Genomic DNA, 22,773 nt, shown 5'->3' on the forward strand with positions numbered 1-22,773 from the left:
AAAAGACGCACAAACGCACGTCTTATACTTCTTCTATTTTTTCCACATCTTCTACTTGCTCTGCAAACTCTTCCGGTGTTTCAAACGTCATTTTTCCAAGTTTGCCACCACGAAGCTCACGAAGCACAAGCTCAGATGTCTTATCATAATCAATCATTCCGCCGCCCATTAAGCAGCCTCTATTTTTTCCAATTGCATCGAATAATTCCACAATATCTTCTGGAATCTCATTTAAATTATAGCGTTCTTTCAAGCGTTCTGGATAATGTTTCTCCATAAAACGTAATGCGTAAACAGCTACATCTTGTAAATTTAAAATTGAATCTTTAATTGCACCCGTTGTCGCTAAGCGAAGACCCACTAATTGATCTTCAAATTTAGGCCACAGAATACCTGGTGTATCTAACAATTCCATTTCCTTCCCAACTTTAATCCATTGTTGAGCTGTTGTCACACCTGGACGATCTCCTGTTTTAGCAATATTTTTCTTTGCCAATTTATTAATCAATGTAGATTTACCAACATTTGGTATACCTACAATTAATGCACGAATCGCTCTCGGTCTAATACCTTTTGCAACCATTTTATCAAATTTTTCTTTAACAAGCACTTTACAAGCTGCTGCAATTTCCTTCATACCTTGTCCAGCTTGCGCGTTAATTGAAATTGCCATATGGCCTTTTTCTTTAAAATATGCGATCCATTGTTTTGTTAAACGATCATCTGCCATATCCGCTTTATTTAAAACAACAAGCCTTGGCTTATGTGTAATGATTTCATCAATCATTGGGTTTCGAGATGATAATGGTAATCGAGCATCTACAAGTTCAATTACAACATCAATTAATTTTAATTTCTCCGTTACTTGGCGTCTAGCCTTCGCCATATGCCCTGGAAACCATTGAATTACCATGTTGCCACCTTCTTTTTCATTTATTTCACAATACGTGCGTCTTCTAACGGCCAATATAACATATTAGCTTTACCAATTACTTGATCCATTGAAATCGTACCGATTGAACGGCTATCTTTACTAAAACGACGATTATCACCTAAAACAAATAATTGATCTTTTGGAACGGTTTTCTTGCCTGTCATTTCTTCAAGATTAAAATCATATGTAAGCGGTCCGTCAGCAATTTGCTTTTTCTGCTTGTCTAAATACGGCTCCTCATAAGCCTTTCCGTTAACATACAGTTTATCATTACGATACTCTATTTCATCGCCTGGCAGGCCTATAATGCGCTTAATGTAATCTTTATCTTCTGTTGCTCGAAATACGATAATATCAAAGCGTTTTGGATCTCCAATGTGATAACCAATTTTATTCACAATCATTCGATCACGATCATGTAAAGTAGGTGCCATCGATACCCCGTCTACGAGAATTGGCGCAAAGAAAAACTGTCTAATAACACCAGCTAATACAACAGCAATCAAAATTGCTTTAATCCATTCCCAAAGTGAACTCTTCTCTTTTTTCATGCATTTCCCCTCCACGGTTATGTAAACTGCTCGTATTATACCAAAATTTCATATAGATTGGAAAAAGGGAGCTTGTGCATTTACAAGCTCCCATACATGTCTTATCGAATTTCTTTAATACGTGCTTTTTTACCGCGAAGGTTACGTAAGTAGTATAACTTAGCACGACGTACTTTACCACGGCGAAGTACTTCGATTTTCGCGATTCTTGGCGTGTGAACTGGGAATGTACGCTCAACACCTACACCGTAAGAAATCTTACGAACTGTGAATGTTTCACTGATTCCGCCACCACGACGTTTAATTACAACACCTTCGAAAAGCTGAATTCTTTCACGAGTTCCCTCAACAACTTTTACGTGTACACGTAAAGTGTCACCAGGACGGAATGAAGGAAGGTCAGTTTTTAATTGGCCTTTTGTAATTTCTGCGATTAATTGTTGCATATTAAATTCTCTCCTTTAAACAGATGCTCTTATAAAGTCTTAATAAATTACAGCGGAACATCGTTAATACGGCTACTGATTTCAGTAGCACAAATGTTATAATAGCATATTACTAGGCCTGTTGCAATAGCAAATATATGAAGTTATTACTGCTCTCGCTTTATTTCCTCAAGCCATTTTTTCTCTTGTTTAGATAGCTCTCTCTCATCTAATAAATCAGGTCTACGCGTATACGTTCGGCGCAAAGATTCCTTATGTCGCCATTCATCAATGTTTTTATGATTCCCTGACATTAATACATCCGGTACCTTCATACCACGAAAATCAGCTGGACGTGTATAATGAGGATGCTCTAATAAACCTGTACTAAACGAATCCTCTACTTGTGAAGCATGATTTCCTAGCACACCTGGCAAGAGACGTACCACACTATCAGTAATAACCATAGAGGCTAATTCTCCGCCCGTTAATACATAGTCACCAATAGAAATCTCATCCGTTACGAGATGCTCACGAATTCGTTCGTCATATCCTTCATAATGCCCACATACGAAGATTAAATGTTCTTCCCCTGCAAGCTCTTCCGCTTTCTTCTGCGTAAATCTTTCGCCCTGCGGACACATTAAGACAACTCTCGGCTTACGCTCTGTCTCTTTCGTCAAATCTTCTACAGCATCAAAAATAGGCTGAGGAGTAAGCACCATACCAGCTCCTCCGCCGTAAGGATAATCGTCTACGCTATTATGCTTACTTGTTGTATAATCACGAAAGTTAACAACACGAAGGTTTACCGCTTCTTTTTCTTGCGCCTTCTTTAATATAGAAGATCCAAATACACCGGTAAACATGTCTGGGAACAACGTTAAAATATCAATTTTCATTATAGCAGCCCTTCCATTACATGAATGGTTACTAATTTATTTTCAATATTAACTTGAAGTACAACATCATCGATATAAGGAATTAAGAGATCTTGACCCTTCGGGCGTTTAATTACCCAAACATCATTTGCACCAGGAGATAGAATCTCTTTGATTGTCCCTAGCGCTTCTCCTTCTTCCGTTACAACACTGCAACCAATAATTTCATGATAGTAGTATTCACCTTCAGCAAGTTCGCCTAACTGCTCTTCTGGTACTTTTATTAAAGAACCTTTAAACTTCTCTACTTCATCTACATTGTTATATCCTTCAAATGTTAATAAATCGAATGTCTTATGTTGGCGATGAGAAGTTACCTTCACCGGAAGATAGTCTGTGCCTTTCTCATTCGATATGTATAGCGTGTTTCCTACTTTATATCGCTCTTCTGGAAAATCAGTACGAGAAATAACACGGATTTCTCCTCTTACGCCATGAGTATTTACAATTTTCCCTACGTTAAACCATTTTGTCATAAATAGTATGTCACCCCTGGTTTCTATATAAATTAAGCATCTCCATTTCGCAGATGGAACATGCAATCTCTATTTAAATGTTAAAAAAGGGAGAGGAATAACTCCTCGCCCTTTTTACGTTTATTGAATTTCCAGTGTTACTTTTTCATCATTATGATGTCCCACTGAATACAAGAGCATTCGAATCGCTTTCGCAACTCTCCCTTGCTTTCCAATGACTTTTCCAACATCCTCAGGATGTACAGTTAATCGATACTTTATCTCTCCGTTGCAAAGTTCCTGTGTAACTTTTACATCTTCAGGATAATCGACAAGAGGCTTGACAATCGTCTCGACTAACTTCTTCATAGTCATTGCCTCAATTACTTACCTTGTTTAGATAAGTGGAATTTCTCCATGATACCTTGGTTAGAGAATAAGTTACGAACTGTATCAGATGGTTTAGCACCATTTCCTAACCATTTTAATGCTGCTTCTTCGTTGATCTTAACTTCAGCTGGTTGAGCAACTGGATTGTAAGTTCCGATTTCCTCAATGAAACGTCCGTCACGAGGAGAACGAGAATCTGCAACAACTACACGATAGAAAGGAGTTTTTTTAGCTCCCATACGTTTTAAACGAATTTTAACTGCCATTTATAAAGCACCTCCGAATTTATTTCACACAGATAATTATATTAGCAAAAAGACTATTGCTTTGTAAAGTATTTTTTCTTAACAGAGCCATCTTTTTTTCCTTACATGAATGGAAACTTCAATCCACCTAGTCCTTTTTTCTTACCTTTTTGCATTCCCGTCATCGTCTTCATCATTTTTTTCATGTCATCGAATTGCTTAATTAGACGATTGATTTCTTGTACAGTTGTACCGCTACCTTTGGCAATGCGCTTTTTGCGACTAGCATTGATTATTTCCGGTTGTTCTCGTTCTAATTTAGTCATAGAACGAATAATTGCCTCAATATGCCCAATTTGTTTTTCATCAACTTGCGCATTTTTCAGCCCTTTAATTTTATTTGCACCAGGAAGCATTCCTAACAATTCATCAAGCGGCCCAAGTTGGCGCACTTGTCCAAGTTGTTCTAGGAAATCGTCAAGCGTAAACGAAAGCGTACGCATTTTTTGCTCAAGTTCTTTTGCTTTCTCTTCATCAACTGTAGCTTGCGCTTTTTCAATTAACGTTAAGACATCGCCCATCCCTAAAATACGGGATGCCATACGCTCTGGATGGAACGCTTCAATTGCATCTAGTTTTTCACCCATACCAGCAAATTTAATCGGCGTGTTTGTTACAGCCTTAATAGATAATGCAGCACCACCGCGCGTATCACCATCTAATTTCGTTAATACAACACCTGTTAAACCTAACTGTTCATGGAAACTTTGTGCAACATTTACCGCGTCTTGCCCCGTCATCGCATCGACAACAAGGAAAATTTCATCCGGTTTCGCAACTTCTTTCACTTTCGCTAATTCATCCATTAATTCTTCATCAATATGCAGGCGACCCGCTGTATCGATTAAAACATAATCGTGATGATCTTCTTTTGCTTTTGCAATCGCTTGTTTCGCAATTTCAACAGGACTTACTTGATCTCCTAAAGAAAATACAGGCATGTCCAATTGCTTCCCTAATGTTTCAAGCTGTTTAATCGCTGCTGGACGGTAAATATCCGCTGCAACAAGCATCGGTTTACGATTATGCTTTTTACGAAGCAAATTCGCAAGCTTACCTGTCGTCGTTGTTTTACCCGCACCTTGCAGACCAACCATCATAATAACAGTCGGTGGCTTATTAGCAACAGCAATTTTGCTTTGCTCTCCGCCCATAAGTTCTGTAAGTTCTTCCTGTACAACTTTAATTACTTGTTGTCCAGGTGTCAAACTTTTCATTACATCTTGTCCGACAGCACGTTCAGACACACGCTTCACAAAATCTTTTACTACTTTAAAGTTAACATCCGCTTCTAAAAGAGCTAGACGAACTTCTCTCATCATTTCTTTCACATCGGCTTCAGAAACTTTTCCTTTGCCGCGGATTTTTTGCATTGTCTGTTGAAGTCGGTCGGCTAATCCTTCAAATGCCATATTGCCGCCCTCCTAATCTAATTTTTCGATAGCTTCAACAACTTGTTTCATTTCTTCATTCACATGCTCTTCTTCGCTGATTAGCTGTTTTAGCTTTGCAACAAGTCGCTGTCGCTCTTGAAACTTTTGAAGTAATACTAATTTTTCTTCATATTCTTCAAGCATCGCTTCAGTCCGTTTAATGTTATCATACACGGCTTGGCGACTTACATCAAATTCTTCCGCAATTTCACCAAGAGATAAATCATCTAGATAATAAAGCGACATATAACTTCTTTGTTTTTGCGTTAACAACGATTGATAAAAATCAAATAAATAGTTCATTCTCGTTGTTTTTTCGAGCATGTTGGATCATCCTTTGTTAAGTGATTTCCCTTTACATGAATTAGTTTACATGTAGTCCAAAAGAGTGTCAAGTTTTTTTCTTAACATCATATATTTTTTATAGAAAAAGAAGCGGAAATACCGCTTCTTTCGCTTATACTTCTTCTGTTTCTACTAAGTTCGCAAATAAACCATACACATATTGTTCTGGATCAAACTGCTGCAAGTCATCCATTTGCTCTCCTAATCCAACAAACTTCACCGGTACATCCATTTCGTTACGAATCGCTAATACAATACCACCTTTAGCAGTTCCATCTAACTTCGTTAAAACAATACCAGTTACATTCGTTGCTTCACGGAATGTTTTCGCTTGGCTTAAACCGTTTTGTCCTGTTGTTGCATCAATAACAAGCAATACTTCATGAGGAGCACCTGGTACTTCACGCTCAATTACACGCTTCACCTTCTCTAACTCTTTCATTAAGTTCACTTTATTTTGCAAGCGTCCTGCTGTGTCACATAGTAATACATCTACCTTACGTGCTTTCGCTGCTTGTACAGCGTCATACATAACCGCCGCTGGATCAGATCCAGATCCTTGTTTAATCACTTCTACACCAACGCGATCGCCCCATACTTCTAATTGTTCAATCGCTCCAGCACGGAATGTGTCTCCTGCCGCCAATAGGACTGACTTACCTTCTGATTTAAACTTATGCGCCAGTTTACCAATTGTCGTCGTTTTTCCTACACCATTAACACCAACAAATAAAACGACCGTTAATTGGTCCTCTTGCATATTAATTTCGTTACTAAAATCGCTGTCACCTTTGTAAATTCCTACTAGTTTTTCTGAAATAACAGCTTGTACTTCTTTTGGATCTTGAATGTTACGACGTTGTACTTCTTCTTTCAATTGGTCAATTAATTCCATTACCGTCGCAACGCCAACGTCTGCACCGATTAAAATTTCTTCTAACTCTTCGAAGAAATCTTCGTCCACTTTACGGTAACGATACACTAAATCATTCACTTTATCCGCAAATGAATTTCTCGTTTTTTCTAATCCTTGTTTAAATTTCTCTGTAACTGTATCCGTTTGTTTTGAAATTTTTTCTTTTAGTTTTTTAAAAAAACTCATACTTTCCCATCCTTCCTATTCACTTGCAATAAGTTCTTCTCCGGCGTCTAAACGAACCGAAACAAGTTTAGATACCCCCGATTCTTGCATTGTTACACCGTACAACACATCAGACTCTTCCATTGTACCTTTTCTATGTGTAATTACAATAAACTGCGTCTCATCACTGAATTTCTTTAAATACTGTGCAAAACGAGCTACATTCGCCTCATCAAGGGCTGCCTCTACCTCATCTAGTACACAGAACGGTACTGGGCGTACTTTTAAAATACCAAATAAAAGCGCAATTGCTGTTAAAGCACGCTCTCCACCTGAAAGTAAACCTAAGTTCTGCAGTTTCTTCCCTGGCGGTTGTGCTACAATATCAATACCCGTATTTAGTAAATCCTCTGGATTAGTCATTACTAAATCCGCTCTACCGCCTCCAAATAATTCAGAGAATACCGATTGAAACTCCATTCTAATGCCTTCAAACGTAGTAGAAAAGCGTTTTTTCATTTCTTCATCCATTTCGGTAATAAGCTGGTGCAATGTCGCTTTCGCTTCTTCTAAGTCGTCTCTCTGCTCTAGTAAGAATGTATGACGCTCCGCTACACGTTCATATTCATCAATTGCCCCTAGGTTCACTGTACCTAACTCTTCTATGGATAATTTGATTAATTTTACTTTCTTACGCGCATCTTCTGCAGGCATTGTCATTGTATATTTTAGTTTTGCCGCTTCAAATGAAATCGTATATGTTTCACGTAAATGTTGTAATCTATTTTCCAACTCTACATCCAGTCGATTTATTCTCACTTCTTGATCTTTCAACATTTCAAGAACATATTTATGTTTACCTGTCGTTTCTTTCAAATTGCGCTCTAAATGTTCTACTCTCTCTTGCAACGATACACGTTGTTCACGACGAGAGCGAATTAATTCTGAAGTTTGATTACGATCATATGCTTTCTTCTCAATCATATTCGTAATTTGCTCTTCACCACTTGAATTAGATGTCATTTCTTGTTTTAAGAACGCTAAATCCTCTTTCGTTTTTACAAGTGTCGCATCCGTTTCTTCTTTTTCCTTCGTCAATCGTTCAACTTTTTCTTTTTGATTAGATAAGCGTTGTTGCTTTTCAGCTGCCAGCACTTTTAACTCAGTCATTTCTTTTTGAACTTTTTCTTTCGAAGAATGTTGCTCACTTTTTTGTTTTGTTAAAGCTACAATTTTACTATCTAACTTAGTGATTTCAGCTTGAAGATTCGTTAAAACCCCTTCTAACTCCTCTTTACGCCCTTGCATTTTTACTCGATCTTGTAAAAACCCTTCAATCTCTAAATCATAAATAGACAACCGATCATTAATACGATGTTCTTCTAATTCTAAACGATTAATCTCTTCTCTTAATTTCTGCTCATCTACACGATCTGCTTCTACAGTTTGCCTTAGTTCGCGTATTTTCACTTCTTTTTCTTGAATCTCTTGTTTTACTGCTTTAACAAAGTTTTCTAACTTCGTTGTTTTTTCTTCCATATCAGTTAACTTGCGAGTCCACTCTTCCAGTTCACGTTGGCGTCCTAATAAAGAAGATTTCGCTTGCTTTACCGCCCCACCAGTCATAGAACCGCCAGGATTCACTACGTCACCTTCGATTGTTACAATGCGATAACGGTATTGCAGTTGTTTCGCCAACTCATTTGCTCCACGTAAATCTTTCGCAACAATAACAGTACCTAATAAATTTGAAACTACATTTTCATATTTATTGTTGTACTGCACAAGTTCTGCCGCCACACCTACAAACGATGGGTGTTGATTTGCAATGCGTAATTGCTCAAATGATAACGATCTGCTTTTAATAACAGCTTGCGGTAAAAACGTTGCACGTCCATGTTTATTTTGCTTTAGAAATGCAATCGCATTACGAGCATGTTCCTCTGTTTGTACAACAATATGCTGCATCGCTGCACCTAGAGCGATTTCCATTGCAACTTCGTATTCTTTCGGTACCGTTAACAGTTCCGCAACAGCACCCTCGATACCTTGCAACCTATTTTCTCTAGCTTTCAATACTTCACGTACACCTTGATAGAATCCAGAATAATCTTCTTGCATCTCTTCAAGCATTTCTTTTCGAGAACGTGCCTGTTGCACAAATTGATATGCTTGATACAGTTTTGTTTCATTTTCACTATACTGCGTCTTACATTTCCCAAGCGCCGCCTCTGTCTTCTGTATATTTGAGAGAATGCCAGCTACTTTTTCTTTCGCTTGTTCGTAACTTTCTACAAGTTTCGTCTTTTTCGCTGTAATTTCCATACGCATTTCTACATATTTCGCATTCTCTTCATCTAGACGCTCGTTTTTAGACGTTTGCTGTTTCGATTGTTCTTCAATCATAGATAATTCATTACGATGACTAGCTTGTTGATTTAAAAGCTCAATATAGTCACCTTTTAAATTCTCAATCTGTTCCTCTAAATTGTCAGCAAAAGTAGCAAGCAGTTGCTCATTATCATGCAATTTTTGCTCCAACTCTTTTACTTCATTCACAAATTGCATTAAAGATTCTGTACTTGACTCAATCTCACCATCGTAACTTTTAGCTTTCTCAGTTAATTCAACAATTAACTGCTCAAGTTGCGCACAATGCGTCGTAGCATTTTGCTTTCTTTCTTTTAACAACTCACGCTGCCCTTCTAGTTTTTCTAGCTCTTTACTAGAAAGAAGAAGTACTTCTTGCAACGAGTCTACAGACTCGTCTACCGCTTGTAATTGTCCTCGTAATTCCTCAAGCTCTTCTTCACTTTTTTGTAAATTCGTTGACATTTTAGCTTCTTCGTTTTTATTATGCCCAAACTGATTTCGAAGCGCTTCCCATTTCTCATGCAATTCTTCAATTTCATGAACAATAAGCGCAGCTTCTACTTTCTCTAATTCTTCTTTATTCTCAAGATAATCTTTCGCAATAGAAGCTTGTCTTTCTAAAGGTTCTACTTGACTACTTAATTCATGAATTATATCTTGTACACGATTTAAGTTTTCTTGTGTTTCTGCTAGTTTCCCTTCAGCTTTCTTTTTGCGAAGTTTGTATTTTAGTACGCCTGCCGCTTCTTCAAATACACCTCGACGCTCTTCTGACTTACTACTTAAAATCTCTTCCACTTTCCCCTGGCTAATAATTGAAAAAGCTTCTCTTCCCATACCAGAGTCCATAAATAAATCGATAATATCTTTCAATCTACATGATTGTTTATTAATATAAAAATCACTATCACCTGAACGAGATACACGACGTGTTACACACACCTCATTGTATTCAATTGGTAAACGTTGATCTTCATTATTTAAAGTTAATGTTACTTCAGCAACATTAACCGCTCTCCTCGTATCACTGCCTGCAAAAATAATATCCTCCATCTTTGCACCACGTAATGATTTTGCAGATTGTTCACCAAGTACCCAGCGAATTGCATCAGTAATATTACTTTTCCCGCTTCCATTAGGTCCTACTACAGAAGTTACACCTGGGACAAAATCAACAGATACACGCTCAGCAAAAGACTTAAACCCTGCTATTTCTAATCTTTTTAAAAACACGAAAGGCCTTCCTCCTATTCTCCGTCGTTATAAATGTTCTCTATATAAAAACAAGTATTATACGGATTTACCTTCTTTTTCTTTATAAACAAAAAGAAAGTTTCATTCTATGCATAAGGAATCCCCCTCATTCAAAGGGGGATTCCTTATAGTTGTTCTTTTAATTTTTTCAATGCTTCTGCAGCAGCTTGTTGCTCTGCTTCTTTTTTCGACTTACCACTACCAAGACCTAAAGCTACGTTATTTAACGTAACACGTGACACAAATTCTCGATTGTGAGCTGGTCCTTTTTCTTGCAAAATTTGATACTCAACATTGCCACTGCCATCACGCTGAATCAATTCTTGCAACTGACTCTTATAATCCATCACATGAGAAAAAGCACCCTCATTAATTTTCGGATATACAATTTCTTTTAAGAATTCCCAAACTGTTTCTAGCCCTTGATCAAGATAAAGGGCACCAATAAACGCTTCAAAGACATCCGCTAATAAAGCTGGTCGTTCACGTCCACCTGTCATTTCTTCACCTTTTCCTAATAAAACAAGACTGCCAAATGACAATTCGTTCGCAAAACGAACAAGAGATGGCTCACATACAATAGCTGCACGTAGTTTTGTTAACTCTCCTTCGCTCATTGTCGGATATTTTTGAAACAGATACTGTGATACAGTCAGTTCCAATACTGCATCTCCAAGAAATTCAAGACGCTCATTATCTTCATGCGGTTTTTTTCGATGCTCATTCACATACGATGAATGCGTAAATGCTTGAATCAATAATTTTTCATCTGTAAACGTAATACCTATCTTTTCTTGAAACACTTTAAATGCTTCACGATATTTTGTTTCGTATTTTTTTTCTCTATATTTTCGGTACGGCATAGGTCCCTCCAGATATAAGCCAGAAAGCCCCGCTAAAAAACGGGACTTCACTTAAGCATTATAGATGACTCTCTATGTAAGTCACAGCATCGCCAACAGTAGCAATCTTTTCAGCATCTTCATCAGAAATTTCCATTTCGAATTCATCTTCTAATTGCATTACAAGTTCTACTACATCTAGGGAGTCTGCTCCTAAATCTTCCTTGAAGCTTGCAGCTGGTACTACCTCAGTCTCTTCTACTCCTAAACGATCAACGATGATTTTTGTTACGCGCTCTAAAACATCTGCCATTCCATTCACCTCCCCTCAAATATTATATTAAATATTGACCAAAAAAACTAGGTGAAATCGATTCTTTTATTACATTACCATACCGCCATCAACATTTAACGTTTGACCTGTAACATATTTGCTTTGATCAGAAGCAAAAAACGTTACAGCATTCGCGATATCTTTCGCTTCACCAAATTGAGCAGCTGGAATAACTTTTAACATTTCAGCTTTAATATTCTCATCTAGTACATCCGTCATATCAGTCGCAATAAAGCCCGGCGCAATTGCATTCACAGTAATATTTCGACTTGCTAACTCTTTTGCAGATGTTTTTGTTAATCCAATAACACCCGCTTTAGCAGCAACATAATTAGCTTGCCCTGGGTTTCCTATAACACCCACAACAGAAGCGATATTTATAATTCTACCGTGACGTTGACGCATCATATAACGAGATACTGCTTTTGTACATAAGAATACACCTTTTAAGTTTGTATTAATAACTGTATCCCATTCTTCTTCTTTCATACGCATTAATAAATTATCTTTTGTTACACCAGCATTATTTACAAGAATATCAACTTGTCCAAATGTATCTACTGTTTGTTTCACCATATTTGTAACATCATCAGCATTTGCAACATCTGCTTTTACCGCAATTGCATCAGAACCTAATTTCTTAATTTCATCTACTACTTCATTTGCTTTTTGTTCATTACCTGCATAATTTACTACTACATTTGCCCCTTGTTTCGCTAAATCGATCGCAATCGCGCGACCAATTCCACGTGAAGCGCCAGTTACTAATGCTACCTTCCCTTTTAACATCAGTTTTCTCCTCTCAAATTTGAAATGGTATCTTTTAATGTCTCTTCATCATATATCGCATATGCTTTCACTGATGAATCAATTGACTTCATAAGTCCAGCAAGTACTTTTCCAGGCCCAATTTCAATAAATGTATCTACTCCCTGCTTCACCATACATTCAATAGACGGGTACCATAATACAGGCGAATAAAGCTGTTCGATTAACTTTTCTTGAATGTCGGCACCACGTGTAATAACATCCGCCGTAACATTTGCAATAACAGGAATGTTCGTATCATGAATTGTAATTTCATTCAAAACACTTTGAAACTTCTCAGCTGCCGGCTTCATAAGTGAAGAATGGAATGGCCCACTTACTTTTAGTGGAATTGCTCTCTTTGCACCATTTTCTTTCGCTCTTTGAGAAGCAACCTCTACGCCTTGCTTCGTTCCAGAAATTACAATTTGCTTCGTACTATTCATATTAGCGATTTGCACTGCATATCCTTCACTTGTTACTTCTTCTGTAACTTGTTTCAGCATATGTGGGTCAGCACCTAATATAGCTGCCATTGCACCTTCCCCGCCCGGAACAGCTTCTTCCATATATTCCCCGCGTTTCCTTACAGCATATACCGCATCTTCAAAAGTTAATGCACCAGCTGCTACAAGAGCGCTATATTCACCTAAACTATGACCAGCGACAAAGTCAGGTGTAATGTCATACTCTTTCAAAGCTGTCAAAATAGCAAAACTCGTTGTTAATAATGCAGGCTGCGCATTTGTTGTTAATGTAAGCTTTTCCTGCGGTCCTTCAAAAATCACTTCTGAAAGTGAATCTTGCAACACCTCATCTGCTTTTGCAAACACTTTTGCAACCTCTTTATTATTCTCTGCTAATTGTTTACCCATTCCAACTGCCTGTGAACCTTGGCCCGGAAAAAGAAATGCTATTTTTCCCATTTCAAATCCTCCTCTTATTGGAGTGACTCTTTCTCCATTACGCTTGAAATCGTAGGAATTACTTCTTTCGCTACCATTTCTCTCGTTTGACGAATCGCACTAAATATCGACTGGTCATTAGAAGAACCGTGAGCCTTAATGACAGGTGCTTTCAATCCAAATAATGCAGCTCCCCCATACTCCGAATAATCCATTTTATCTTTTAATACCATAAGTTTTGGCTTTAATACCGCCGCTGCTAATTTGCTCGTAAACGAACTCATTAGTTGTTCTTTCAACATAGAGAATAGCGCAAGTGCTGTTCCTTCTAATGATTTCAACGCTACATTCCCTGTAAAACCATCACATACAACAACATCTGCTACACCTTGCAATAAATCTCTCGATTCAACGTTCCCAACGAAATTAATTGGCGCATCTTTAAGCATTGCAAATACTTGCTTTGAAAGCTCGTTTCCTTTTCCATCCTCTGTTCCAACGTTTAATAGTCCAACACGAGGATTTTCAATTCCTCTTACCTTCTCAGCATAAACAGATCCCATTACTGCATATTGATATAAATGAATTGGTTTTGCATCAACATTTGCTCCAACATCTAACATAACAAAACCTTTTCCATCTACAGTCGGCATTGTAGGCGATAAAGCTGGTCGCTCAATTCCTTCCATACGACCGACAACAAATAATCCAGCTGCCATTAAAGCTCCTGTACTACCTGCGGATATACAAGCGTCTGCTTCTCCATCCTTTACTTGTTGTGCCGCAAGCACCATTGAAGCTTGTTTTTTTCGACGAACCGCTCTTACTGGTTCCTCCGTTGATTCTATTTTTTCGTCTGTATGAAGAATAGTAATTCGTTCATCACTCGTTAAGTATTGACGAATTTCCTCTTCTTTCCCTACTAACGTAATATGTAAATCAGAATATTCCTTAATAGCTTTCATTGCCCCTAATACTACAGCCTTTGGAGCGTGATCTCCGCCCATTGCATCTATTGCGATTTTCATAAGTTGTTACCTTCCTCACTATAATTACTAGATCGATACATTTCAAAAGTGCCTGTAAAAACAAGTTCTTCTCCAACGAAGCTACGCACTTTGACAACCGTCCGTCCCTTATCATTCTCTACATCTTCAACGCGCGCTTTTGCAACAACACGCTCTCCTAATTTTACAGGGCGAATGTATCGAATGGTAGACTTTGCAGTTAAAGCTAATTCTTCATCAATAACTGCAACAGCTAGTGAGTTTGCTTGCGCAAACAGATGATGCCCACGGGCAATTTGATTTCTTTTAAATACATGTTCTACCTTTACTTCAAAGATAGAGATTGCATGTCTATCTAATTCAATATCAATAATTTCTCCAACAACCTCTTCTAACGGTAAAGATTTCACATCTTCTTCATGTTGCTTTGTAGCTACATGTTTAATTCTCTCTCTTAATTCAGGAATAGACAATTCCATACGATCAAGTCGTACTGTTTGTATACTCACTTGAAATTTTTCCGCTAAATCTTCATCCGTAATAAAAGGATTTGATTCGATTGTTTGTTGTAATAACTCTTGTCTTTCTTTTTTACTTCTTCTTTTTTTCATACCGCACCATCCATTTTTATGACTAGGTACTAACAGTAGTATATAATCATTAAAAGTAGAATGCAACAAAAACTTTTGTTGACTCCCTTTAATCGAGCTTCTCTCCTTGGAACACACCTGTCCCATCAAGATACGTACGCAAGGCAGCGTACTGATCATTGTGCCAAAACGCTTCTGAATCTACTAGTATCGCCGCATCTTGCCTTGCTGTTTCTAACGCTCGATAATCATGTACCATGTCAGCAACCTTAAATTCTGGTAAGCCACTTTGCTTACTCCCAAAGAAATCTCCAGGACCTCGTAATTCTAAATCTTTTTCTGACAATACAAATCCATCATTTGTTTCAGTCATTATGCGCATTCTTTCTTTCCCTGTTTCTGATTTAGGGTCTGCTATTAATAAACAATATGATTGCTCACTACCACGGCCGACACGCCCTCTAAGCTGATGAAGCTGCGATAAACCGAAACGTTCTGCATCATAAATAACCATTACAGTCGCATTCGGTACGTTCACACCTACTTCAACAACTGTTGTCGATACAAGAATTTGCACTTTATTTTCACTAAACTGTCCCATTATCTCTTCTTTTTCCTGAGACGATAATCTCCCATGCATCAATCCAACTTGGCATTTCCCTTGGTAATGATGCGTCAGCATACTATGTAAGTCGATAGCATTTTGCACATCAAGTTTCTCAGATTCTTCAATTAGAGGACAAATAACGTATGCCTGTCTTCCTTTTTTTATCTCCTTTTCAACAAAACCGAGAACGCGATCTAACATATCATGTTTTGCCCAATATGTTTCAATCACCTTTCTACCTGCTGGCATCTCATCGATTATCGAAACATCCATCTCTCCAAATGCAGTAATTGCAAGCGTACGCGGAATTGGTGTCGCTGTCATAAATAATACATCTGGACTTTCACCTTTCTCCCGTAAAACTCGGCGCTGCGCTACACCAAATCGATGCTGTTCATCTGTAATAACGAGACCCAATCTATGAAATATAACTTCATCTTGAATTAAGGCATGCGTTCCAACAAGAATATCTATTTCTCCTTGTTCTAACTTCGCTAAAATTTCTCGACGTCTCGCACCTTTAACAGAACTTGTTAACAGTTCCACCTTCATACCAAAATGCGAAAACGTTTCAGCAAGCGACTGATAATGTTGCTCAGCTAAAATTTCTGTAGGAACCATTAAAGCACCTTGATAATGAGCTAATTTCGATGCATAAAGGCCAATCGCAGCAACAACTGTTTTCCCAGAACCAACGTCACCTTGCAATAGTCGGTTCATCCGATAAGGAGATGTCATATCTTTCAAAATTTCATCTACAACTCGGCGCTGCGCACCCGTTAATGGAAACGGCAGTGCATCGATAAATTCTTGTAATTCTACTGACGGAATCTCTTTCTTCGTCCCTTTTGAATTTTCCCTCTCCATTTTCCGGAGCGTTTGCATTTTCAGCTGAAATAAGAAAAATTCTTCATATACAAAACGGCGACGCGCTTGCTTCAAATCTTCCTGTCCTACCGGAAAATGCAATGCCCTAAGCGCTTCATATCTTGGTAATAATTTATATCGCCCTAACAAACCATCCGGTAACACTTCGACTATAGAATCTCCATATTCCTTTAACGCTTGAGCAATAAAACGACGCATCTGTTTTACTGTAAGTTTCCCCTTTACTGAATAAACAGGTTCCACTTCTTGTTGACGTACAACCGGCCCAAAATGAAGTTCTGATACAGCAATTGTTTGACGATGTTGATCCCATTTACCAGTAATCGTTACCGTTTCATCTAACTTTAATTTTTGCTTATAGTAAGGCCTATTAAAACATACCGCCGTAATTAAATAACGACCGACGAGAACACGAACTGTTAAACGCGATTTCTTCTTACCATAATATTGCAGCAAAGGAGCACTATGAATCTTCCCTTCAACCGTTACACGTTCATCATGCTTTACTTCAGCAAGATCTTTCATCGCATAATCTTCATAACGGTACGGAAAATGTTCTAATAGATGAGAAACTGTATAAATACCCATCTCATGTAGTAACTCAGATGTTTCTCCTCCTATCCCCTTTACATCCGTAACAGGAACTTGTACAACATCATTCAAGATTCTCACACCCCGTCACATTATTTTCTTTATTGCATTTTATTTGAGTACCAATTAGCATCTGTAATCGCTCTCTTTCACCTTATATATTCTATCATAGGCATTCTAAGAGAAACTACTCAAATCCCTTATATAAAACAAGTAAAAAAGAGCCTCACTATTAGCAGCAAGGCTCTTTTCTCTCTTCAATATGCTAGCCTTTTGAATAAAAACTAGTAATAAACTTCATATTACTACTTCTTATCCATTAGCAAGTAAGTAATCCATTTATTTTCAAAACGAATCTTATCTTATTCTACAGAGAAGATGAAAGAATACACTGGTTGGTTTCCAGCATGCACTTCTACTTCTGCATCTTCAAATTTCTCTTCTACAAATTCAACTAACTCCGCTACTTCTTCGTCAGTTGCATCTTCACCTTGTAGAATCGTTACGATTTCAGAATCTTCATCAATAAGCGCTTCTAGTAATTGCTTCGCAGCTCCTACTTTTTCAGCATTTGTAGATACAATTTTCCCATCTGCAATACACATGAAATCATCTTTTTGAATTGCTACACCATCAATTTCCGTATCACGTACAGCATACGTAATTTGACCTGTTTTCACATGAGATAAAGCTTCTTGCATGTTTTCTTCATTCTCTTCTAACGTTCCAACTGGGTTAAATGCTAACATTGCTGCCATACCTTGAGGAACTGTTTTCGAACGAACAACAATAACTTCTTGATCTACAACTGATGCCGCTTGTTCTGCTGCCATTACAATATTTCCGTTATTCGGTAAAATAATGATTTTTTCAGCATTTGCTTCTTCAATTGCCTTCACGATATCCTCCGTACTTGGATTCATCGTTTGACCACCTTCGATAACTTTCGTTGCGCCGATGCTCTCAAATAAAGTTTTAATACCAGACCCCATAGCTACAGTTACGATACCATATGGTTGTTTTTCTTTCGATTGAGCTGGTTGTTCAGGAACCATAGTAGGTTCATCTAATAAAGCAGTATGCTGTTCACGCATATTTTCTACTTTAATCTTAATTAAACTACCGTATTTTTGCCCGTAGTTCATAGCGTCTCCAGGATGTTCTGCATGGATATGAACTTTTACAATTTCATCATCAGACACAACTAGTAGAGAATCACCATATACACTAATATCTTCACGGAATTTTTGTTCAGAGAAATTATGCTCTTTCACCTTTTCAGCCTCTAATTTCACCATGAATTCCGTACAATATCCATACTTAATATCTTCTGTACTCAATTGGCTTTGTACACTACGGTGATGTTCTGCGCGTACCATTTCATTCATAGATGGTTGCGTCGGTGCATCAGAAGAAATCGTTTCTCCTTTTAAGTCAGCTAAAAATCCTTCGTATACCACTACAAGACCTTTACCACCGCTATCTACAACGCCAACTTGTTTTAATACAGGTAATAAATCTGGCGTACGATTTAACGATGCGTTTGCTTCTTTCACAACGTCTTCCATAAACAAAACAAAGTCGCGCTGTTTTTTCGCAACTGTTACTGCATATTTACCCGTTTCTCTTGCAACCGTTAAAATCGTTCCTTCAATCGGTTTCATAACCGCTTTATAAGCCGCCTCTACTCCAGCTTCTAGTGCTGCAGCAAAATCAACTGTTGTTAATTCTTCTTTTTGTTCAATGGATTTAGAGAAACCACGGAACAACTGAGATAAAATAACTCCAGAGTTACCACGAGCTCCCATTAATAATCCTTTGGCTAAACTTACGCCGACTTTACCAGCATGCTGTGAAGGGTTTGCTTTCACTTCACGCGCACCTGAAGTCATAGATAAGTTCATGTTTGTACCGGTATCGCCATCTGGAACTGGAAATACGTTTAATGCATCAACAAGCTGAACATTGTTTGTTAAATTATTCGCTCCTTGCATGATCATTTGTGATAAACGTTTTCCATCAATTTTTTGAATTGACACAGATTTTCCTCCTTAATGCACATTACAAGTTTATTACTTTAACTCCTTGTACGTAGATGTTTACAGAATCTACTGCTAGTCCTACAGTTTGATCTAATGTATATTTCACTTTCGTCTGCACATTATGTGCCACTTCTGAAATTTTCGTACCATAGCTCACAATAATATACATATCAATATGTACTTCATCTTCATCTTTACGAACAATAACACCTCTAGTGAAGTTTTCTTTTCGTAAAATGTCTGTTAATCCATCTTTTAACTGATTTTTTGATGCCATACCTACGATACCGTAGCAATCTACCGCGGCACCTCCAGCAATTGTTGCAATTACATCTGTACTAATATCAATTTGACCGTACTTCGTTTTAATTTCAATTGACATCTCGTTTCCCCCTTCATAAATGGTGAAAGTGAGCTAGACTACTTTAGTTACTATCATATAATCTTTTTAAAGAAAATTCCATCGTTCTTTCTTTTCACTCTCATATTTTATGTTTTAAATTACACTTTTTTATGATGAGCAAAATAGTCCATTGTTATTATACAACATGTACCACTATAATATGTCAAGCAATTTTTATGGATTTCAACTTTTCTTCATTGACATATAGTGTCAAGTAAATTTTCTTGATTTCTTTTTTCTACGGTGTTGCATTCTCTTTTTAGTTGTGTTAAATTATAGTAGTGTTTTTAGCATCGCATAAAAGACTAACATTGAAAAATTACGTATGGTAAGGTATCAAGGGAGGGAAATATAAATGGCTCGTGTTTGTGCTATTACTGGAAGAAAAGCTCGTTCTGGTAACTCTCGTTCTCACGCAATGAACGCTACAAAACGTAAATGGGGCGCTAACCTTCAAAAAGTTCGCGTACGCATCGACGGAAAAGTTCAACGTGTTTACGTTTCTGCTAGAGCATTAAAATCTGGCAAAATCGAACGTGTTTAATAATAAAAAAAAGAGCCGATAGGCTCTTTTTTTACTATAACAATGGAAAAAGCACCGGTGATAGGTGCTTTTTTTAATCTTTTTTGAAGGTATTTAACATTGCACGAACTATTCCACCAAGAAATTTAGGTAACTTAATTGTATAAAATCTCATGGTTTCCCTCCTAATCCCCATTACTCCACTTGGTCACTATATGATGTAAGGAGCAAAATTGTTTCTTCAATCAGTGCTTCTTATCAACATTAATATGCCAGAAGTAAATGAAAAAGTACCTTTTTCCTCAACGAGTTCGTTACTAATACAAAGTGTTGATCCCCACTCTATTGTTTTATTAGTAAGAGGGTACTTAAAACCAAACAATGTAATCCCTTCCACTATTTCAGTAACTGGTACAAAAGATACATAAGGAAAATTTTTATTTTCTTCAATTATATGTGTACCCATTTTTTTAACTGTTATTTCATTTTTATTGTCCACAATACACATTTCTATCTCTACTTCTAACCCTTTTAAAAGCATCTGTATATTTGCCAAACCGTGATCAAGCCTTCCACCAGTAGCACCAAAAATACGAATTAGTGCCGGCTTCTGTTCTAATGCCCAGTTGATTGCAATTTCTAAATCCGTTTGATCTTTTTCCCGCGGAACAATATGTAATTCGTTCGTTTGCTGTCCCATCCATACTAATTCTTCTTCAGTAACTGAATCGTAATCTCCAAACGCAACAGCCGGGGTAATCCCTTTCTTTAATAGACGGTATACTCCCCTATCAACCGCTGCCCACACTACTTCCTCATTCTCGTATCGAGCAAAATCTGCGCAATATTCCGAAGGTCCTCCTGCCAAAATATGAATAATCATTTTTTCTTCTCCTTCCATTGTAAAAAGGCAATCTGCCATTCGGTAGATTGCCTTTTTACATATTTTTATCCTATCCTATAAATGCCTTACTAGGATAAAAGTTCATCACTACCCACGAATTACGCGAATTGCTTCACCGCGGTCTTTTTGATTGTATACTGCTGACCCAGCTACAAGTACATTTGCTCCTGCTTCCACACAAAGTCTTGCTGTTTCAGCATTTACACCACCATCAACTTCAATTTCCACTTCTAGATTGCGCTCTTTCACCATGTCTGCAACTTGTTTAATTTTCGGTAATACAGAATGGATAAACTTCTGTCCACCAAATCCAGGGTTTACTGTCATAAGTAATACCATATCTATATCTTCTAATACATGCTCAATCACTGAAACTGGCGTATGTGGATTTAATACAACGCCCGCTTTAATACCATGAGATTTAATTAACTGAATTGTACGATGTAGATGCGGACACGCCTCTACGTGAACAGTAATAATATCCGCTCCCGCTTGTGCGAAAGTCGGAATATAGTTATCAGGATTTTCAATCATTAAATGTACATCTAATGGTAATGATGTAATCGGACGGATTGCTTCTACAATTAACGGTCCAATCGTAATATTTGGTACGAAATGTCCATCCATTACGTCAACGTGAATGTAATCCGCTCCGCCCTTTTCTACATCTTTAATCTCTTCCCCTAATTTTGAAAAATCTGCTGATAAAATCGATGGTGCAATTTTAATCATAACTAATACCTCGGCTTTCTCTCTCTAATTTCTTCTACGAATTGTTTATAGTTCTTATAGCGATATTCTGTAATCTTCCCTTCTTCAACCGCAGCTTTCACCGCACATTTCGGTTCAGAAAGATGTGTACACCCTCTAAATTTACAGTATTGGCTCGCTTCTTTCAACTCTGGAAAACAATATGTAAGATCTTCTACTTCTATATCAATGAAATCTAGTGAACTAAAACCCGGTGTATCTGCTACTAGTCCACTCCCAATTGCAATTAATTCTACGTGTCTTGTCGTATGCTTCCCGCGTCCTAAATGGGAAGAAATATCATTTGTTTTCAGCTCTAATTCTGGACGTAGCACATTAAGCATTGAAGATTTCCCAACACCAGATTGGCCCGCAACGACAGAAACACAATTTTCTAAGTATGGTTTTAATATATCAATACTTTCTGAAGTATTAATAGAAGTAAATAAAACATCATAACCCATCTCACGATAATCATTCGCATAAGCTTCAACAGTTGCTTTCATCTTTTCATCTACTAAATCCATCTTGCTAATACAAATAATTGGCTTAATGTTATGATATTCAATCAGCACTAAAAATCGATCTAACAGTCCAGGATTAAAATCTGGTTCTACTGCAGAGAACACAAGGATCGCTTGATCGACATTAGCAATAGGAGGTCTAACAAGTTCATTTTTTCGATCAAACACTTCAAGCACATAACCTTCAGTTGGATTATCTGCCTGAAAAACAACTTGGTCTCCTACAAGTGGTGTAATTTTATTTTTTCTAAATACACCTCGCCCACGACATTGCGTAACCCCTTCTTCATGCTGCACGTAATAAAACCCACTTAAAGCTTTTATAATTTTTCCTTCTGGCATAGAATTCTCCTTTTTTGTATAAGGTGATGCTGAATTTAAAAATGAATGGATTTAAATTTTCCAAATAACGATTTCAAAACCTACCATATATACTTTCGCTAATATACATTGAATTTCCCATTAAATGCAAAAAAATATTTACAGCTGCATCACTTTACTAGCTTTTTGAATCATATATTTTTGCCTGCTATACCGTCCACTTTGTAGACAGCATAACAGGCAATAAT

Annotated in this window: 25 protein-coding genes; 1 reads left to right on the plus strand and 24 read right to left on the minus strand. The window is 37.4% G+C overall.

All coding sequences use genetic code 11. The annotated features are described in order from the left end of the window. Positions 1 to 22: 22 nt before the first annotated feature. The 20 genes from ylqF to N2V80_RS19280 all read right to left on the minus strand — a co-directional run bounded on the left by ylqF (position 23) and on the right by N2V80_RS19280 (position 19,482). Complete coding sequence (ylqF, locus tag N2V80_RS19185) at positions 23 to 913, minus strand: ribosome biogenesis GTPase YlqF (RefSeq protein WP_000236702.1); 891 nt, start codon at positions 911 to 913, stop codon at positions 23 to 25. Between the two features lie 20 nt (positions 914 to 933). Next, complete coding sequence (gene lepB, locus N2V80_RS19190; RefSeq protein ID WP_000711853.1) at positions 934 to 1,485, minus strand: signal peptidase I; 552 nt, start codon at positions 1,483 to 1,485, stop codon at positions 934 to 936. A gap of 101 nt (positions 1,486 to 1,586) precedes the next feature. Then, on the minus strand, positions 1,587 to 1,931 hold the full coding sequence (rplS, locus tag N2V80_RS19195; protein WP_001186516.1) for a 50S ribosomal protein L19: 345 nt from the start codon (positions 1,929 to 1,931) through the stop codon (positions 1,587 to 1,589). Positions 1,932 to 2,077: 146 nt separating this feature from the next. Beyond that, positions 2,078 to 2,812, minus strand: coding sequence for a tRNA (guanosine(37)-N1)-methyltransferase TrmD (gene trmD, locus N2V80_RS19200; RefSeq protein WP_000686903.1), 735 nt, complete (start codon positions 2,810 to 2,812; stop codon positions 2,078 to 2,080). Then, a complete protein-coding gene (gene rimM, locus N2V80_RS19205) occupies positions 2,812 to 3,327 on the minus strand; it encodes a ribosome maturation factor RimM (RefSeq protein WP_000170278.1) in 516 nt (171 codons plus the stop codon). The genes trmD and rimM overlap by 1 nt, the downstream gene beginning before the upstream one ends. Positions 3,328 to 3,447: 120 nt before the next feature. Continuing rightward, the gene (locus tag N2V80_RS19210; protein ID WP_000737401.1) at positions 3,448 to 3,675 is read right to left on the minus strand and encodes a KH domain-containing protein; all 228 of its coding nucleotides are present in this window, start codon (positions 3,673 to 3,675) and stop codon (positions 3,448 to 3,450) included. Between the two features lie 14 nt (positions 3,676 to 3,689). Further along, on the minus strand, positions 3,690 to 3,962 hold the full coding sequence (gene rpsP / locus N2V80_RS19215) for a 30S ribosomal protein S16 (RefSeq protein ID WP_000268750.1): 273 nt from the start codon (positions 3,960 to 3,962) through the stop codon (positions 3,690 to 3,692). 101 nt (positions 3,963 to 4,063) lie between these two features. Beyond that, on the minus strand, positions 4,064 to 5,413 hold the full coding sequence (ffh, locus tag N2V80_RS19220; RefSeq protein ID WP_000863460.1) for a signal recognition particle protein: 1,350 nt from the start codon (positions 5,411 to 5,413) through the stop codon (positions 4,064 to 4,066). A 12-nt stretch (positions 5,414 to 5,425) separates the two neighbouring features. Beyond that, positions 5,426 to 5,758, minus strand: coding sequence for a putative DNA-binding protein (locus N2V80_RS19225; protein ID WP_000891062.1), 333 nt, complete (start codon positions 5,756 to 5,758; stop codon positions 5,426 to 5,428). Positions 5,759 to 5,891: 133 nt separating this feature from the next. After that, positions 5,892 to 6,881: a signal recognition particle-docking protein FtsY gene (ftsY, locus tag N2V80_RS19230; protein WP_000007655.1), complete on the minus strand. Its 990-nt coding sequence runs from the start codon at positions 6,879 to 6,881 to the stop codon at positions 5,892 to 5,894. Positions 6,882 to 6,896: 15 nt separating this feature from the next. Next, positions 6,897 to 10,466 (minus strand): chromosome segregation protein SMC, encoded by a 3,570-nt coding sequence (smc, locus tag N2V80_RS19235; RefSeq protein ID WP_061654417.1) that lies wholly within the window; start codon positions 10,464 to 10,466, stop codon positions 6,897 to 6,899. 146 nt (positions 10,467 to 10,612) lie between these two features. Further along, positions 10,613 to 11,350 (minus strand): ribonuclease III, encoded by a 738-nt coding sequence (rncS, locus tag N2V80_RS19240; protein ID WP_001146875.1) that lies wholly within the window; start codon positions 11,348 to 11,350, stop codon positions 10,613 to 10,615. A gap of 58 nt (positions 11,351 to 11,408) precedes the next feature. Beyond that, positions 11,409 to 11,642 carry an acyl carrier protein gene (acpP, locus tag N2V80_RS19245; RefSeq protein ID WP_000786062.1) on the minus strand — a complete coding sequence of 78 codons (234 nt, stop codon included), beginning with the start codon at positions 11,640 to 11,642 and terminating at the stop codon, positions 11,409 to 11,411. A 69-nt stretch (positions 11,643 to 11,711) separates the two neighbouring features. After that, on the minus strand, positions 11,712 to 12,452 hold the full coding sequence (fabG, locus tag N2V80_RS19250) for a 3-oxoacyl-[acyl-carrier-protein] reductase (RefSeq protein ID WP_000911768.1): 741 nt from the start codon (positions 12,450 to 12,452) through the stop codon (positions 11,712 to 11,714). After that, the gene (fabD, locus tag N2V80_RS19255; protein WP_000515903.1) at positions 12,452 to 13,396 is read right to left on the minus strand and encodes an ACP S-malonyltransferase; all 945 of its coding nucleotides are present in this window, start codon (positions 13,394 to 13,396) and stop codon (positions 12,452 to 12,454) included. Before fabD ends, fabG begins: the two co-directional genes overlap by 1 nt. A gap of 14 nt (positions 13,397 to 13,410) precedes the next feature. Further along, positions 13,411 to 14,403: a phosphate acyltransferase PlsX gene (gene plsX / locus N2V80_RS19260; RefSeq protein WP_000684100.1), complete on the minus strand. Its 993-nt coding sequence runs from the start codon at positions 14,401 to 14,403 to the stop codon at positions 13,411 to 13,413. Continuing rightward, complete coding sequence (gene fapR, locus N2V80_RS19265) at positions 14,400 to 14,993, minus strand: transcription factor FapR (protein ID WP_000747349.1); 594 nt, start codon at positions 14,991 to 14,993, stop codon at positions 14,400 to 14,402. The genes plsX and fapR overlap by 4 nt, the downstream gene beginning before the upstream one ends. 88 nt (positions 14,994 to 15,081) lie before the next feature. Continuing rightward, a complete protein-coding gene (gene recG / locus N2V80_RS19270) occupies positions 15,082 to 17,130 on the minus strand; it encodes an ATP-dependent DNA helicase RecG (RefSeq protein WP_001000813.1) in 2,049 nt (682 codons plus the stop codon). A gap of 290 nt (positions 17,131 to 17,420) precedes the next feature. Further along, a complete protein-coding gene (locus tag N2V80_RS19275) occupies positions 17,421 to 19,097 on the minus strand; it encodes a DAK2 domain-containing protein (RefSeq protein ID WP_000027129.1) in 1,677 nt (558 codons plus the stop codon). A 22-nt stretch (positions 19,098 to 19,119) separates the two neighbouring features. After that, positions 19,120 to 19,482 carry an Asp23/Gls24 family envelope stress response protein gene (locus N2V80_RS19280; RefSeq protein ID WP_000021109.1) on the minus strand — a complete coding sequence of 121 codons (363 nt, stop codon included), beginning with the start codon at positions 19,480 to 19,482 and terminating at the stop codon, positions 19,120 to 19,122. A gap of 376 nt (positions 19,483 to 19,858) precedes the next feature. On the opposite strand from N2V80_RS19280, the gene rpmB reads away from it, so the two are divergent. Then, positions 19,859 to 20,047 carry a 50S ribosomal protein L28 gene (gene rpmB, locus N2V80_RS19285; protein WP_000124776.1) on the plus strand — a complete coding sequence of 63 codons (189 nt, stop codon included), beginning with the start codon at positions 19,859 to 19,861 and terminating at the stop codon, positions 20,045 to 20,047. 73 nt (positions 20,048 to 20,120) lie between these two features. Here rpmB and spoVM read toward each other — a convergent pair whose 3' ends face one another. The 4 genes from spoVM to rsgA all read right to left on the minus strand — a co-directional run bounded on the left by spoVM (position 20,121) and on the right by rsgA (position 22,546). After that, entirely contained in the window at positions 20,121 to 20,201 is an 81-nt protein-coding gene (gene spoVM, locus N2V80_RS19290; protein ID WP_001213599.1) for a stage V sporulation protein SpoVM, read from the minus strand. A gap of 66 nt (positions 20,202 to 20,267) precedes the next feature. Continuing rightward, on the minus strand, positions 20,268 to 20,948 hold the full coding sequence (locus N2V80_RS19295; protein WP_000752663.1) for a thiamine diphosphokinase: 681 nt from the start codon (positions 20,946 to 20,948) through the stop codon (positions 20,268 to 20,270). Between the two features lie 69 nt (positions 20,949 to 21,017). Continuing rightward, entirely contained in the window at positions 21,018 to 21,662 is a 645-nt protein-coding gene (gene rpe, locus N2V80_RS19300) for a ribulose-phosphate 3-epimerase (RefSeq protein WP_000589974.1), read from the minus strand. A 2-nt stretch (positions 21,663 to 21,664) separates the two neighbouring features. Further along, a complete protein-coding gene (rsgA, locus tag N2V80_RS19305; RefSeq protein WP_001113932.1) occupies positions 21,665 to 22,546 on the minus strand; it encodes a ribosome small subunit-dependent GTPase A in 882 nt (293 codons plus the stop codon). Positions 22,547 to 22,773 lie beyond the last annotated feature (227 nt).

The organism is Bacillus sp. FSL W8-0640 (assembly GCF_038007725.1).
Lineage (GTDB): Bacteria > Bacillota > Bacilli > Bacillales > Bacillaceae_G > Bacillus_A > Bacillus_A cereus.

What these genes read in the sequence shown, in the direction of transcription:
- ylqF (WP_000236702.1), bottom strand. Translation starts at nt 913, where the DNA reads ATGGTAATTCAATGGTTTCCAGGGCATATGGCGAAGGCTAGACGCCAA.
- lepB (WP_000711853.1), bottom strand. Translation starts at nt 1,485, where the DNA reads ATGAAAAAAGAGAAGAGTTCACTTTGGGAATGGATTAAAGCAATTTTG.
- rplS (WP_001186516.1), bottom strand. Translation starts at nt 1,931, where the DNA reads ATGCAACAATTAATCGCAGAAATTACAAAAGGCCAATTAAAAACTGAC.
- trmD (WP_000686903.1), bottom strand. Translation starts at nt 2,812, where the DNA reads ATGAAAATTGATATTTTAACGTTGTTCCCAGACATGTTTACCGGTGTA.
- rimM (WP_000170278.1), bottom strand. Translation starts at nt 3,327, where the DNA reads ATGACAAAATGGTTTAACGTAGGGAAAATTGTAAATACTCATGGCGTA.
- N2V80_RS19210 (WP_000737401.1), bottom strand. Translation starts at nt 3,675, where the DNA reads ATGAAGAAGTTAGTCGAGACGATTGTCAAGCCTCTTGTCGATTATCCT.
- rpsP (WP_000268750.1), bottom strand. Translation starts at nt 3,962, where the DNA reads ATGGCAGTTAAAATTCGTTTAAAACGTATGGGAGCTAAAAAAACTCCT.
- ffh (WP_000863460.1), bottom strand. Translation starts at nt 5,413, where the DNA reads ATGGCATTTGAAGGATTAGCCGACCGACTTCAACAGACAATGCAAAAA.
- N2V80_RS19225 (WP_000891062.1), bottom strand. Translation starts at nt 5,758, where the DNA reads ATGCTCGAAAAAACAACGAGAATGAACTATTTATTTGATTTTTATCAA.
- ftsY (WP_000007655.1), bottom strand. Translation starts at nt 6,881, where the DNA reads ATGAGTTTTTTTAAAAAACTAAAAGAAAAAATTTCAAAACAAACGGAT.
- rncS (WP_001146875.1), bottom strand. Translation starts at nt 11,350, where the DNA reads ATGCCGTACCGAAAATATAGAGAAAAAAAATACGAAACAAAATATCGT.
- acpP (WP_000786062.1), bottom strand. Translation starts at nt 11,642, where the DNA reads ATGGCAGATGTTTTAGAGCGCGTAACAAAAATCATCGTTGATCGTTTA.
- fabG (WP_000911768.1), bottom strand. Translation starts at nt 12,452, where the DNA reads ATGTTAAAAGGGAAGGTAGCATTAGTAACTGGCGCTTCACGTGGAATT.
- fabD (WP_000515903.1), bottom strand. Translation starts at nt 13,396, where the DNA reads ATGGGAAAAATAGCATTTCTTTTTCCGGGCCAAGGTTCACAGGCAGTT.
- plsX (WP_000684100.1), bottom strand. Translation starts at nt 14,403, where the DNA reads ATGAAAATCGCAATAGATGCAATGGGCGGAGATCACGCTCCAAAGGCT.
- fapR (WP_000747349.1), bottom strand. Translation starts at nt 14,993, where the DNA reads ATGAAAAAAAGAAGAAGTAAAAAAGAAAGACAAGAGTTATTACAACAA.
- N2V80_RS19280 (WP_000021109.1), bottom strand. Translation starts at nt 19,482, where the DNA reads ATGTCAATTGAAATTAAAACGAAGTACGGTCAAATTGATATTAGTACA.
- rpmB (WP_000124776.1), top strand. Translation starts at nt 19,859, where the DNA reads ATGGCTCGTGTTTGTGCTATTACTGGAAGAAAAGCTCGTTCTGGTAAC.
- spoVM (WP_001213599.1), bottom strand. Translation starts at nt 20,201, where the DNA reads ATGAGATTTTATACAATTAAGTTACCTAAATTTCTTGGTGGAATAGTT.
- N2V80_RS19295 (WP_000752663.1), bottom strand. Translation starts at nt 20,948, where the DNA reads ATGGCAGATTGCCTTTTTACAATGGAAGGAGAAGAAAAAATGATTATT.
- rpe (WP_000589974.1), bottom strand. Translation starts at nt 21,662, where the DNA reads ATGATTAAAATTGCACCATCGATTTTATCAGCAGATTTTTCAAAATTA.
- rsgA (WP_001113932.1), bottom strand. Translation starts at nt 22,546, where the DNA reads ATGCCAGAAGGAAAAATTATAAAAGCTTTAAGTGGGTTTTATTACGTG.